The 12,538-nt window shown below is 67.3% G+C and carries 12 protein-coding genes; 7 read left to right on the top strand and 5 right to left on the bottom strand.

The window, feature by feature from the left end:
• Window positions 1-199 precede the first annotated feature (199 nt).
• Window positions 200-1,276 carry a nitronate monooxygenase gene (locus tag EBS11_RS26930; protein ID WP_290608325.1) on the bottom strand — a complete coding sequence of 359 codons (1,077 nt, stop codon included), beginning with the start codon at window positions 1,274-1,276 and terminating at the stop codon, window positions 200-202.
• Window positions 1,277-1,362: 86 nt separating this feature from the next.
• Here EBS11_RS26930 and EBS11_RS26925 point away from each other — a divergent pair, with 86 nt between their 5' ends.
• Window positions 1,363-2,238 carry a LysR substrate-binding domain-containing protein gene (locus EBS11_RS26925; RefSeq protein ID WP_290608324.1) on the top strand — a complete coding sequence of 292 codons (876 nt, stop codon included), beginning with the start codon at window positions 1,363-1,365 and terminating at the stop codon, window positions 2,236-2,238.
• Window positions 2,235-3,377, top strand: a complete 1,143-nt coding sequence (locus EBS11_RS26920; protein WP_290608322.1) for a YbfB/YjiJ family MFS transporter — start codon at window positions 2,235-2,237, stop codon at window positions 3,375-3,377. The genes EBS11_RS26925 and EBS11_RS26920 overlap by 4 nt, the downstream gene beginning before the upstream one ends.
• Window positions 3,378-3,379: 2 nt before the next feature.
• On the opposite strand, the gene EBS11_RS26915 is transcribed toward EBS11_RS26920, so the two are convergent.
• Entirely contained in the window at window positions 3,380-3,880 is a 501-nt protein-coding gene (locus EBS11_RS26915) for an Lrp/AsnC family transcriptional regulator (RefSeq protein WP_290608320.1), read from the bottom strand.
• A gap of 77 nt (window positions 3,881-3,957) precedes the next feature.
• On the opposite strand from EBS11_RS26915, the gene EBS11_RS26910 reads away from it, so the two are divergent.
• Complete coding sequence (locus EBS11_RS26910; RefSeq protein WP_290608319.1) at window positions 3,958-4,848, top strand: DMT family transporter; 891 nt, start codon at window positions 3,958-3,960, stop codon at window positions 4,846-4,848.
• A 13-nt stretch (window positions 4,849-4,861) separates the two neighbouring features.
• On the opposite strand, the gene EBS11_RS26905 is transcribed toward EBS11_RS26910, so the two are convergent.
• Entirely contained in the window at window positions 4,862-6,085 is a 1,224-nt protein-coding gene (locus tag EBS11_RS26905; protein WP_290608317.1) for an MFS transporter, read from the bottom strand.
• A 98-nt stretch (window positions 6,086-6,183) separates the two neighbouring features.
• On the opposite strand from EBS11_RS26905, the gene EBS11_RS26900 reads away from it, so the two are divergent.
• Entirely contained in the window at window positions 6,184-7,098 is a 915-nt protein-coding gene (locus tag EBS11_RS26900) for a LysR family transcriptional regulator (protein ID WP_290608315.1), read from the top strand.
• On the opposite strand, the gene EBS11_RS26895 is transcribed toward EBS11_RS26900, so the two are convergent.
• The gene (locus tag EBS11_RS26895; RefSeq protein WP_290608313.1) at window positions 7,095-9,254 is read right to left on the bottom strand and encodes an EAL domain-containing protein; all 2,160 of its coding nucleotides are present in this window, start codon (window positions 9,252-9,254) and stop codon (window positions 7,095-7,097) included. The genes EBS11_RS26900 and EBS11_RS26895 overlap by 4 nt on opposite strands.
• A gap of 200 nt (window positions 9,255-9,454) precedes the next feature.
• On the bottom strand, window positions 9,455-10,378 hold the full coding sequence (locus EBS11_RS26890; protein ID WP_290608311.1) for a LysR substrate-binding domain-containing protein: 924 nt from the start codon (window positions 10,376-10,378) through the stop codon (window positions 9,455-9,457).
• 166 nt (window positions 10,379-10,544) lie between these two features.
• Between EBS11_RS26890 and EBS11_RS26885 the strand changes: the two genes are divergently transcribed.
• From EBS11_RS26885 to ribA, 3 genes are all read left to right on the top strand, one after another.
• The gene (locus EBS11_RS26885) at window positions 10,545-11,246 is read left to right on the top strand and encodes a pirin family protein (RefSeq protein WP_290608305.1); all 702 of its coding nucleotides are present in this window, start codon (window positions 10,545-10,547) and stop codon (window positions 11,244-11,246) included.
• Window positions 11,247-11,279: 33 nt separating this feature from the next.
• Window positions 11,280-11,681, top strand: coding sequence for a DoxX family protein (locus EBS11_RS26880; RefSeq protein WP_290608303.1), 402 nt, complete (start codon window positions 11,280-11,282; stop codon window positions 11,679-11,681).
• Between the two features lie 160 nt (window positions 11,682-11,841).
• Window positions 11,842-12,495, top strand: a complete 654-nt coding sequence (gene ribA, locus EBS11_RS26875) for a GTP cyclohydrolase II (protein ID WP_290608301.1) — start codon at window positions 11,842-11,844, stop codon at window positions 12,493-12,495.
• Window positions 12,496-12,538: the final 43 nt, after the last annotated feature.

Raw genomic sequence — 12,538 nt, 5'->3', positions numbered from 1 at the left:
GCACACGCGCCTGACGGCCGCGCTGTCCGGCCGCCCCGGGCGCGTCCACGCTGGCGTCGATGGCTTGCGCGAAGCGCCGCGCCGCCAGCGCCGGCGTGCCGCTCCCCGCGCGCAGGCGCTGCAGTTCCGCCATCAGCTGCCCGGCCAGCGACCCCGCCACGGCCATTCCCTGTCCACGCTCCCCCATCGGCCGGAAAGTTCAGCGGGCCGCGCCTGTTGCGCGCATCTCGTCGAGCAGGGTGCGCACCAGGTCCGCCGCCGGCATGGCGCGGGACAGGGGCGCGCCCTGCCCCGCCCAATGGGCGGCATAGCCGTGATGGCCGGCCTTGGCGGCGGCAGCGTGCAGTTGTTTTGCGGCATCGTAAGCGACGGGGTAGGCGGCGGGCGGCGGACTGCCAGCCGCGTCGCCGTGGGCGATCAGCGCGTTGACGATGCCGCGCGCGGGGCGGCCGGACAGCGCGGCCGTCAGGCGCGTGTGCAGCGCCCGTTCGCTTTGCAGGTTCTCGCGGTAGGCGGCGGACGCGGCCGATTCCGGGCACAGGATGAATGCCGTGCCCAGCTGGGCGCCCGCCGCGCCCAGGTCGAGGGCGGCGCGGATGCCGGCGCCGTCCATGATGCCGCCGGCGGCCACGACGGGCAAACTGCCGCGCCTGACGAGCAGGCGCACCAGCACGGCCATGCCCAGGCCCTCGTCGGGGACGTCGGGATCGAACAGGCCCCGGTGCCCGCCCGCTTCCACGCCCTGAGCGACGATGGCGTCGATGCCGGCCCGCTCGATCACGGCCGCTTCCTGCACATTCGTCGCCGTCGCCATGGTGCGGATGCCCGCCTGGCGCAGCGCCGCCAGCTTGTCCGCGGGCGGCAGGCCGAAATGGAAGCTGACGACGGCGGGACGCAGCGCCAGCAGCATGCGCAGGGCCTCGTCATCATGGTTGAACGAGGGATAGATTTCCTCGAGCGCGGCCGGCACGGCGATGCCCGCCTGCGCGAACAGGGGCGCCAGGTGGGCCAGCCATGCCGCTTCGCGGACCGCATCGCGGCGCGCCGGAGCGTGGCAAAACACGTTGACATTGAACGGCTTTCCCGTCAGGGCTTGCATCTCGGCGATCATCTGCCGCGCCTGCGCGGGCGAGCTGGCGCCGATGCCGAGCGAACCGAGGGCGCCGGCATTCGAGACGGCGGCGGCCAGGGACGGCGTGGACACGCCCGCCATCGGCGCCTGCACGAGCGGATGCTGCACGGACAACTGTTCAAAGAAATGCGGGGATGGGGACATGGCCGTTTCCTTCCAGTGACAACAATCAAATGAATATTCTCAAATTCAGAATGAATATATAATATCATTCTCAATGGAGAAATCATATGGATTCCGAATCGTTAAGGATATTCTGCGCCGTCGCCGCTGAACTGAGCATTACCAATGCGGCCGCCCGGCTGGGGCGGGTGCCGTCGAACGTCACGACGCGCATCCAGCAGCTCGAGGCGGACCTGGGCGTGGCGCTGTTCGCGCGCACGGGCAAGCGCATCGCCCTGTCCGGCGCGGGCGAACGCTTCCACGACTATGCCACACGCATGCTGGCGCTGGAAGACGAGGCGCGCCAGGCGGTGACGGGCGGGCGCGACGGCGGCAGCCTGCGCATCGGCAGCATGGAAAGCACGGCCGCCAGCCGCCTGCCCGCCGTGCTGGCTCGCTACCATGCGCAGCATGCGGCCACGCGGCTCACCTTGCAGACGGGGCCGTCGCGCCAGCTGGTCGAGCAAGTGCGCACGGGCCACCTGGACTGCGCCTTCGCCGCGCTGCCGCCCGCCCCGGACGGGCACGACGAGCTGGCCGAGATGGGCTTGCAGGCGCGGGCCATCTGGACCGAAGAGCTATTGCTGCTGTTGCCGGCTGGCACACCCGACACGCAGGCCGCCCGCGACGTCCGGCCGCGCTCGCTGGCAGCCTTTCCGCCAGGCTGCACCTACCGCAGCGCGGCCGAGCGCTGGCTGGGCATCGCCGGCAGCGGCGACTGGCAAATCCAGGAAATGGGCTCCTACCACGCCATGATCGCCTGCGTGGCGGCCGGCGCCAGCGTCACCGTGCTGCCGGCCAGCGTGCTGCAGTTGAGTCCGGCGGCGGGCGCCCTGCCCGCCATCGCGCTGGGACCGCTGGACACCTGCCTCGTGTGGCGCCAGGGCTACGACGTCCCCGCGTTCCAGAACCTCACGGCCCAGCTGTGGCCGGCGGGCGCATGAGCGCCGCGCCTGTCCCGTCGCCGCTGCGCCAGGCCGTCGATGCGGCGCTGGTGATGGCCATCGGCATGGGATTCGGCCGCTTCGCCTTCACGGCCATCTATCCGCACATGATCGACGAAGGACTGATCAGCCTGGCCGAGGGCGGCTGGGCCGCGTCCGTCAACTACGCCGGCTATCTGCTGGGCGCCCTGCTGGGCATGCGCGCGCGGGCCGCCAGCGCGCACCGGCTGTGCCTGTGGGCCATGCTGGGCACGGCGTTCTGCCTGGCCCTCCTCGCCGTCGTCACGTCGGCGCCCCTGCTGCTGCTCGTACGCGGCATCGCCGGCGTATTCAGTGCGCTGGCCATGATCGCCGCCTCGCTGTGGCTGCTGGAGCAGCGCCGCCAGCCGCGCAGCGCGCCGCTGCTGTATGCGGGCGTCGGCATCGGCATCGCCGTTTCCGCCGAACTGCTGGCGCTGGGCACGTGGACGGGCTTGCGCAGCGGCGGACTGTGGCTGCTGCTGGGCGCTGTCAGCCTGCTGGCCGGCCTGGCCGCCGCGCGGGGCTTGCTGGCGACGGGAACGGACACCGTGCTTGACAGCAAACCCATCGACGCCGCGCCGCTGGCGCCCGTGCAGGCCACGCCGCTGGTGGCGCTGTACGGCCTGGCCGGCTTCGGCTACATCATCACGGCCACGTATCTGCCCACCCTCGTCAGGAGCGCCCTGCCGGACCTGGATCCGGCCCACGTGTGGGCCGTGTTCGGCCTGGGGGCGGCGCCATCCTGCTTCCTGTGGTACCGCCTGCATCACCGCCTCGGCACGCGCCAGGCCCTGTGCTGGAATCTGCTGCTGCAGGCGGCCGGCGTCATCCTGCCCGTGTTCCTCGACAACGCGGCCGGCTACCTGCTCAGCGCCATCCTCGTGGGCGCCACGTTCACGGGCACGGTCACCATCGCCATGCCGGCGGCGCAGCGCAGCGCCCGCCAGACGGGTTCCAGCCTGCTGGCCAGGATGACCCTGGCCTACGGCGCCGGGCAGATCGCCGGCCCGCTCGTGGCCGGCGCTTTATACAGCCCCGGCCACGGCTTTTCCCTGTCGCTGGCGGCGGCGGCCGTGGCGCTGGGCGCCGCCGGCGCCATGAGTATGCTGGCGCTGTAGCGCTAGCGGCCCAGCGGCACGTGCAGGCCCACCTTGAGGCAGGTCAAGGCCACCGAGGTGCGGAAGCGCCGTATATTGTCGTCGCCGCCGAACAGGCGCTCCGTGAGGGCCTCGTATTCGGCCATGGTGCTGGCCGTGATGATCAGCAGATAGTCCGCTTCACCCGTGATGCCGTAGCACTGCTGGATGGCCGGCTCGGCCATGATGCGCGAACGCAGGCCCGCCGTGCGCAGCGGGTGCTCGTCGTGCAGGTGCACTTCCACCGTCAGGGTCAGGGGCCGGCCCAGACGGCTGGCGTCCAGCACGGCCACCTCGTTGCGGATCACCCCGCTTTCGCGCAGGCGCCGGATGCGCCGCTGCACGGCCGGCGCGGACAGGTGCACGGCCTGGGCGATGTCGCGCTGCGACGTCGTGTTGTCCTGCTGCAGCAGGTCGAGGATGGCCAGATCGAAGGCGTCGAGCGTGACGGACGGGGCCGCACTGGTGAGCGAAAGTTGCGTCATGATGGTCAAAATGGAGTGCAAATATCGGATCAGACACAATAAACTTTCGCCATTCCCATATCAAGCCCTTTATCACCATGCCATTGCGCCGCTATGCCTCATTCATCCCCCTGCTGGCCATCCTCGGCTCCGTCACCTGCCTGGGCCTGGGCACCTCCTGGGCCAAGCACAGCCTGTTCCCGCTGGTGGGCGCGCAGGGCACGACGGCCGTGCGCGTGGGCTTTTCCGCCCTGTTGCTGCTGCTGTTCTGGCGCCCGTGGCGCTGGCCGCTGAGCCGCGCCGACCTGCGCACGGTGGCCCTGTACGGCGCCGCGCTGGGCATGACCAACCTGTGCTTCTATCTGGCCCTGCGCACGATCCCGTTCGGCATCGCCGTGGCCATCGAGTTTTCCGGCCCGCTGGCCGTAGCGCTGCTGGCGTCGCGCCGCCCGCTCGACTTCGTCTGGGTGGCGCTGGCCGTGGCGGGACTGGCGCTGCTCTTGCCGCTGGGCCACGACATCAGCCACCTGGACCCCGCCGGCGTGCTGTTCGCCCTGGGCGCCGCCGTGTGCTGGGCGTCGTACATCGTCTTCGGCAAGCGCGCCAGCCACTTGCATGCGGGACACTCCGTGTCGCTGGGCCTGGCCATGGCCGCGCTGGTGGTGGTGCCCGTGGGCGTGGCGCACAGCGGCGCCGCCCTGCTCTCGCCCATGGTGCTGGGCGTGGGCCTGGGCGTGGCCCTCATTTCCAGCGCGATACCGATCTCGCTGGAAATGGTGGCCCTGAAACGGCTGACGCCGCAGGCCTTCGGCATCATGAGCAGCATGGAACCGGCCGTGGCCGCCATGCTGGCGTACATTTTGCTGGACGAACGCCTGGGCGCCGGGCAGTGGCTGGCCATCGCCATGATCATGGCCGCATCCATGGGCAGCTCCTACATGGCGCAGCGCATGAAGAAAGCGGCACCGGCCGCCGCCGTGCATACCTGAAGCTGCGCGGGCGTCAATGCCCGGCCGCCCCCGCCACGTGCGAGGCCAGGTTGCGGCGCGCCAGCCAGGCCAGCGGCAGCAGCGCCAGCAGGGCGGCGGCCACGCCGGCCCACGGCGACGACGCCATCAGCTGGCGCGACACCATCAGCGCACCGAGCATGGAGCCGAAGGAAATGCCCAGATTAAACGCGGAAATGTTCAGGCCCGAGGCGAAATCGACGGCGCGCGGCGTGTAGCGCTCGGCCGTGGCCAGCATGCCGGCCTGCAGGGCGGGTGACAGGCCGAAGGCGAACACGCCCCACACGAACAGCATCACCGTCATCATCCACGGCGAGGTGATGCTCAGGGCCACGCCCACCTGCGTGGCGGCCAGCAGGAGCAGCATCAGGCGCAGGGCCTTTTGCCAGCCCAGGTGGCTGGTCAGGTAGCCGCCCGCCAGGTTGCCGGCAAAGGTGGCGGCGCCGAACACGATCAGCAGGGCGCTGGCCATGGTGGCGGAAAAGCCCGTCACGTCCGTCAGGATGGGCGTGATGAAGGTGAAGGCGGCAAAGCTGCTGCCAAAGCCGAAGGTGGTGATGGCCATCATCGTCAGGATGGGGCCGCTACCGAGAGCCGCCAGCTGCGTCATGGCCTTGCCGCCCTTGCCTTGCTGCAAGCCAGGCGGCAGCCAGCGCGCCATGGCCGCCAGGCCCAGCGCGGCCAGCACGACGACGGCAAAGAAGGGCAGACGCCAGCCCATCAGGTTGCCGAGGAAACTGCCGAGCGGCACGCCGATCACCATGGCCAGGGTCAGTCCCGCAAACATGACGGAAATCGCCCTGCCCGCCTGCGCCTTCGTGACGAGGCTGGCCGCCACCGTGGCGCCGATGGCAAAGAAGGTGCCGTGCGCCACGGCCGTGATGACGCGCCCGAACAGCAACAGCTCAAAGGTGTGCGAGAAGGCCGCCAGCAAATTGCCGGCCAGGAAAACGCTCATCAGCCCCAGCAGGGCCGCCTTGCGGGGCAGGCGCGACATCAGCAGCACCAGCAGCGGCGTGCCGATGGCCAGGGCCAGCGCATACAGGCTCACCAGCGAGCCGGCCGATTCGATGGAAATGCGCAAATCCCTGGCGATGGCGGGCAGGATGCCGACGACGATGAATTCCGTCACGCCGATGGCGAAGGCGCCGACGGCCAGCGCCAGCACGCCGGGCGGCATCGTGGCGGGCGAAGTAGAAACAGGGTGTGCGGTGGTCATGGAAAGCTCCAGCTAGGGTTCAAGCCGGCCAGTGTATCGGGCATTCCACTTTTGATATAGACTCCGATAATGGAAACACCTGTGAAATGGATTCAATAATGGCCAGGCAAGACATCAACCGCGCCTTCGAAATGGCCGTGTTTGCCGCCGTGGTGGAAACGGGCGCCTTTTCCGCCGCCGCGCGCCGCCTGGCCCTGACGCCATCGGCCGTGAGCAAGCTCGTCAGTCGCCTGGAAGCGCGCCTGGGCGCGCGCTTGCTCCAGCGCAGCACGCGCCAGCTGCACACCACGCCCGAGGGCGACGCCTTCTTTATCCAGTGCAAGCGCATCCTCGACGATATCGATGGGGCCGAGCGCGAGGCGGCGCAGGGCGCGGCGCCGCGCGGGCGCCTGCGCATCAACTGCTTCGTGCCGTTCGGCGTGCGCCATCTGCTGCCCATCCTGCCCGAGTTCGCGCAGCGCTACCCGGACATCGTGCTCGACGTCGTCGTCAGCGATGCCGTCGTCGACTTGCTGGAAGACCGCACCGACATCGCCATCCGCACGGGCAAGCTGAAGGAATCGAACCTGGTGGCGCGCAAGCTGGGCGAGGACGCGATGCTGGTGGTGGCGTCGCCCGCCTACGCGGCGCGCCACGGCTTGCCGCGCACGCCGCAGGAATTGTCCGCACACAATTTATTGGCCTTCAATTTCCGCTGCCAGAACGAAACCTGGCCCTTCCTCGATGGTGCCGGCGGCACCGTGCAGGTAGCGCCGCAGGGCAATACCTGCGTCAGCGATGGCGAAAGCATGCGCCAGCTGGTGCTGGCCGGCATGGGACTGGGACGTTTTTCGCGCCAGCACGTGCTGCGCGACGTCGAGCGCGGCGATCTGATCCCCGTGCTGCAGGACTACAATCCGGGCGACAGGGAACTCGTGCACGCCGTCTTTGTCGGGCCGGGCCTGCAGGTGCCGGCCCGCGTGCGCGTGATGCTCGATTATCTGCTGGAAAAGGTCAGGCTGGACCAGCCTTAGACGACGGCCTCGCCCAGGCGCAGGCGCTTACCTTCGCCCAGCATCAGCTCGAATTCGGCGGCCGGCACGGCCGGGCTGAACAGATAGCCTTGCAGCTGGTCGCAGCCCAGTTCGCGCAAGAAACGCATCTGCTCGGCCGTTTCCACTCCTTCGGCGACGATTTCCTGGCGCAGCTGCTGGGCCATGGTGACGATGGCGCGGGCGATGGCGCAATCGTTTTCCTCGAAGGGCAGGCCGATGACGAAGGAACGGTCGATTTTCAGGGTGCTGATGGGGAATTTCTTCAGGTAGGCGAGGCTGGAATAGCCCGTGCCGAAGTCGTCCAGCGCCAGCGCCAGGCCCATGGCCACCAGCTGGTTCATGATGTCGATGACCTTGTCGGCGCCCCGCATCAGCAGGCTTTCCGTGATTTCCAGCATGATCTGCTCGGGCCGCACGCCGTAGCGCTCCAGCACGGCCGCTATGCGCGCCGGCAACTGTTCATCGAACTGGCGCGCCGACAGGTTGACGGCGATGGCGGGCATGTGCAGGCCCCGGTCTTCCCAGCTGCGGATCTGGCGGCACGCCTCGTCCAGCACCCAGGTGCCCAGTTCCAGGATCAGGCTGGTTTCCTCGGCAACGGGGATGAAGACGCCGGGCGAGACCATGCCACGCATGGGATGCTTCCAGCGCAGCAAGGCTTCCGCGCCCACGATGCGCCCGCTGGCCAGGCTCACTTTCGGCTGGTAATGCAGCTCCAGCTCCTTGTCGCCCAGCGCCAGGCGCATTTCGCTTTCCAGGCGCAGATGCTCCTTGGCGCGCCGGTTCATGTCTTCGCGGTAGAACAAAAAGGTCGATTCGATGGTCTGCCCCGCCTTGGCCACGGCCACGTCGGCAAAGCGGAACAGGGCCGGCGCTTCCAGCCCGTCTTCCGGATACACGGTGATGCCGATGCTGGCGCCCACGTGCAGCGCGTGCGCATCGATGTTGATGGGCGCCTCGAGCAGGTTGAGCAGCTTTTGCGCCACGTTGGCCGCGTGTTCGCGCTTTTCGATGTGCAGCAGGGCCACGACGAACTTGCTGTTGTCGACGCGCGCGAGGATGTCCGCGTCGCGCAGGGCGCCGCGGAACAGCTGGCCGATGGCGATCACCAGCTGGTCGCCCACTTCATGCCCCAAGGTGTCGCTGATGGAACCGATGCGGCTGATGTCGATGACCATCAGCGCGCCGTGCGTGCCCTGGCGTTTCGCTTCGGCCAGGCCCTGGTCCACCAGTTGGTTCAGCAGGCAGCGGTTGGGCAAGCCCGTCAGGCTGTCGTAATTGGCCATGCGCTGCATGCGCGCCTCCGCATCCTTGTGCACCGAGATATCGGAAAACAGGGAAAACACGTGGCTGATCTCGCCATATTCGTCGCGCACGACGCTGATGGTGACGTCCTGCGGGAACAGTTCGCCGTTCTTGCGCTTGCCGATAATCTCGCCGCGCCATGAACCGTGTCCCCGCATGGCGGCGCGCACCTTGGCGCGGAAGTCGGGATCGTGCACGCCCGAGCGCAGCAAGTCCGGCGTGCGGCCGATGGCCTCGGCCGGCGAATAGCCGGTGATGCGGCTGAACGAGCTGTTGATGGAGACGATGCGCTCTTCCGCATCCGTGATCAGCACGGCCTGTTCGCTGTCTTCGATGATGCGCGCATGCAACTTGACCTTGTCCACGTCGGGCAGCGGCTCGCTCAAGGCCGACAGGCGCACGGCCATGCCGCAGCCCTTGCCGGCCTGGTCGTGGATCACGTGGCGGTGCATGCGCAGCCACGTCACCATGCCCGACTTCTTGCGCCGGCGCACATCCATGGCCACGTCGCCCGGCGCCGCATGCAACTCCAGCACGCTCGCTTCCGCGTCGTCTTCCGGGTACAAAAACAGGATGTGCTGGCCCAGCGCTTCCAGTTCGGAATAGCCGAACATCTGTTCGGCGCCATGGTTCCAGCCGATCAGGAAGCCATCGGGATCGATTTCCAGCAAGGCATCGGCGGGCGCCACGCGCACCACGGGCCGGCTGGCGCCGCGCAGCCGCTCCAGCTCCTCCTGCAGCCGCGCCAGGGTGGCGGCCTGCTGCGGCCCCGCCTGTTCACGGGCATCCTGGGCCAGGCGCAGGCACTGCGCGACTTTCGCCTCAAGCACGGCAGCCCCGCGCGGAAAGCAAGCCAGGGGAAGGAATCAGGGGCGCTGCGGTCTGTGTAATCATCAAAGTCCCACTACGGGGCATGGAAGTCGGCCAGGAATACGGTGGAAATACTATGAATATGGTAACTTAAAAATGTTGGCGTATGTCAACATTTTGCAGGCACGGCCGAATGGCGCGCAGCCCTTCCCCGCCGCCGTCAGGCGCGCCCCGGCAGATGCTGCGCCAGGCGGGCAAACAGCTGCGCGTCGCGCATGCGCGCCAGCCACCAGCGCAGGGCGGCGCCGTCCTCGCCCACGCGCCACGCCAGGTAAAACGTTTCCGACGGTTTCGGCTCTTCGACGGCCTTTTCCACCAGCAAGCCCCGCTCGATGGCGGCGCGCGCGCACGGCCCCGGCAGGAAGCCGAAACCCAGCCCCAGCACCTGGTAATCGAACTTGACCTGCATGTTCGGCACCGTCAGCGCATCCTGCCCCAGCAGCAGGCCCACCGTGCGCGGCGCCATCTGGCGCGCCGAATCGGCCACCACCACGGCGCGGTGCCGCTGCAGGTCGCCGCGCGACAGGGGACCGGGCAGCTGCGCCAGCGGGTGCGTCGGCGCCACGGCAAACACGAAGTCGAGCATGCCGATGGGCTGCGAGATATAGCCGCCGCCGGCCGGCCCGTCGCCGGGCGCACCCACCAGCAGGTCGACGCGCCGGTCCAGCAGCGCTTCCCACGTGCCGGACAGGGCATCCTGCGCCAGGCGCAAGCGCGTCTGCTGCGCCACGTCGTAGAAGGCGCGCACGTCCTCGGCCAGGGCCACGGCGGAAAACATGGAATCGAGGCCGATGGCCAGTTCCGTCTCCCAGCCCGAGGCCACGCGGCGCACGCGGTGCTCGAGGTCCTGCGCCGCCTTCAGCAGGTAGCGCCCTTCCTTCAGCAATTCCTGTCCCGCCGCCGTCAGCACGACCTTCGGGCCGTTGCGCTGGAAGACCTGCACGCCCAGGTCGTCTTCCAGCTTGGCCACCGTGTAGGAAATGGTGGACGGCACTTTGTGCAACTCCTTGCCGGCCGACGAGAACGATCCCCGGCGGTCGATGGCGTCGACGATTTGCAAGGCTTCCAGGCTCAGTCTTAACATTCGATTTTTTCGATCATAGGTCGCAAGATTTTCCGTTTTTCTTTCCCGCCCGGGACGCCTATACTTTCTCCATCGTACAGCGAAGGGCAGATACGGCGCCACGGCAACTGCTAGGCAACGGTCCTTCGAAATTATCGCACATTCACTTACAGAAACGGAGTCCACCATGTTACAGATTCGTCACAGCGAAGAACGCGGCGCCGCCAACCACGGCTGGCTCAATTCCCACCACAGTTTTTCCTTCGGCAGCTACCACGATCCGAAGCACATGGGTTTCGGCCCCCTGCTGGTGATCAATGAAGACAGGGTCACGCCAGGCCAGGGTTTCGGCACGCACGGCCACCGCGACATGGAAATCATTTCGTATGTGCTCGACGGCGCGCTGGAGCACAAGGACAGCATGGGCACCGGCTCCGTGCTGCACTACGGCGACGTGCAGCGCATGAGCGCCGGCAACGGCGTGCGTCACAGCGAGTTCAACCATTCCGCCACGGATGGCTTGCACTTCCTGCAGATCTGGATCCAGCCGAACGTGACGGGCATCCCGCCCAGCTATGAAGAGAAGCATTTCACGCCGGAAAGCAAACGGGGCAAGCTGCGCCTGATCGCCTCGGGCGACGGCCGCCAGGGTTCCGTGCTGATCCACCAGAATGCGGCCATCTACGCCAGCATCCTGCAGGAAGGCGAGCAAGCCGAACATGCGCTCGACGAAGGCCGCATCGCCTACGTGCACCTGATCCGCGGCAGCCTGGTCGTCAATGGCACGCCCCTGAAAGCGGGCGATGCGCTGAAGCTGACGCAGGAAGCGGCCGTGACCCTGACGCAGGCGGAAGACGCGGAAGTGCTGGTCTTCGATTTGCCGAAATAATTGATATATAGCTAGATAACGAAAGAGAAAATCATGAAAAACAATACGGATATCCTGCTCCCCCTGGGCCGTGCCGCCCTTGGCGTGCTGTTCTTTGTCTCGGGCTTACTGAAAATCGGCGGCTTTGCGGGCGTGGCCGGCTACATGGCCAGCCAGGGCTTGCCGCTGGCAAACATCCTGCTCGTCGGCGTCATCGCCCTGGAAGTGGGCGGCGGCCTGCTGTTGATCACGGGCTGGCAGGCACGCTGGGCGGCCCTGGCGCTGGCGCTGTTCCTGGTCCCGACGACGGTGATCTTCCACGCCTTCTGGAGCGCGGACGCGGCCCACTACCAGGACCAGCTGACGAATTTCCTGAAGAACCTGTCCATCTTCGGCGGCATGCTCTTGCTGGTGGAGCGGGGCTTCGGCAAGGCCAGCCGCCTTGCAAAAGCCTGATCCGCCCGCAATTAGAGGAAGGACACCAGGCATTCCAGCCTTCAAAACTCAGCCAGGGGAAATCGTTTCCCCTGCTTTTTGGTATGATGACAGGGCGCGCCGGCACCGGAGTGGTCAGGCGCGCCTTTTATTTTTGACAATTACCTATATGAGCACAACCATGCAAAGCGGCGCAGACCTCCTGGCGACAGGCGAATTGGATTACACGACTTCCTGCGCACTGCCGACGCCGTGGGCCCAGTTTACCCTGCACGCCTTTGTCGAACACGCCACGGGCAAGGAACACCTGGCCATGGTGCTGGGCGATGTCGGCAACGGCGAACCGGTACTGGCGCGCGTGCATTCCGAATGCCTGACGGGCGACGTGCTGTTTTCGCAGCGCTGCGACTGCGGCGCCCAGCTCGAAGGCGCCCTCAAGCGCATCGCCGAGGAAGGCCGCGGCATCCTGCTGTATTTGCGCCAGGAAGGACGCGGCATCGGCCTGATCAACAAGATCCGCGCCTACCGCCTGCAGGAAGCGGGCGCCGACACGGTGCAGGCGAATGAACAGCTGGGCTTCAAGGCCGACGCCCGCAACTACACCTTGTGCAAGCCCATGTTTGCGCAATTCGGCATCCACAGCCTGCGCCTGATGACGAACAATCCGCGCAAGATCGCGGCCATGGAAGCGCTGGGCATCACGGTGGCCGAACGGGTGCCCCTGCTGGTCAACCGCAACGCCTTCAACCAGCACTACCTGAATACCAAGCAAAGCAAGCTCGGCCATATGATGACGCCCGTGACGGCGCCGGCGCTGGAAGACGGCGCCCTGTAATTGCTGCACCAGCTTGCTGCACCAGCTTGCTGCACCAGCTTGC

It is taken from the genome of Janthinobacterium sp. (assembly GCF_009923995.1).
Classification (GTDB): Bacteria; Pseudomonadota; Gammaproteobacteria; order Burkholderiales; family Burkholderiaceae_D; genus Janthinobacterium.
Note: the sequence above shows the minus strand (reverse complement) of the source record. Positions and strands in the feature narration are given on the sequence as shown.

What these genes read in the sequence shown, in the direction of transcription:
- EBS11_RS26925 (WP_290608324.1), top strand. Translation starts at nt 1,363, where the DNA reads ATGGATTCCGAATCGTTAAGGATATTCTGCGCCGTCGCCGCTGAACTG.
- EBS11_RS26885 (WP_290608305.1), top strand. Translation starts at nt 10,545, where the DNA reads ATGTTACAGATTCGTCACAGCGAAGAACGCGGCGCCGCCAACCACGGC.
- EBS11_RS26880 (WP_290608303.1), top strand. Translation starts at nt 11,280, where the DNA reads ATGAAAAACAATACGGATATCCTGCTCCCCCTGGGCCGTGCCGCCCTT.
- EBS11_RS26900 (WP_290608315.1), top strand. Translation starts at nt 6,184, where the DNA reads ATGGCCAGGCAAGACATCAACCGCGCCTTCGAAATGGCCGTGTTTGCC.
- EBS11_RS26930 (WP_290608325.1), bottom strand. Translation starts at nt 1,276, where the DNA reads ATGTCCCCATCCCCGCATTTCTTTGAACAGTTGTCCGTGCAGCATCCG.
- EBS11_RS26910 (WP_290608319.1), top strand. Translation starts at nt 3,958, where the DNA reads ATGCCATTGCGCCGCTATGCCTCATTCATCCCCCTGCTGGCCATCCTC.
- ribA (WP_290608301.1), top strand. Translation starts at nt 11,842, where the DNA reads ATGCAAAGCGGCGCAGACCTCCTGGCGACAGGCGAATTGGATTACACG.
- EBS11_RS26905 (WP_290608317.1), bottom strand. Translation starts at nt 6,085, where the DNA reads ATGACCACCGCACACCCTGTTTCTACTTCGCCCGCCACGATGCCGCCC.
- EBS11_RS26915 (WP_290608320.1), bottom strand. Translation starts at nt 3,880, where the DNA reads ATGACGCAACTTTCGCTCACCAGTGCGGCCCCGTCCGTCACGCTCGAC.
- EBS11_RS26920 (WP_290608322.1), top strand. Translation starts at nt 2,235, where the DNA reads ATGAGCGCCGCGCCTGTCCCGTCGCCGCTGCGCCAGGCCGTCGATGCG.
- EBS11_RS26890 (WP_290608311.1), bottom strand. Translation starts at nt 10,378, where the DNA reads ATGTTAAGACTGAGCCTGGAAGCCTTGCAAATCGTCGACGCCATCGAC.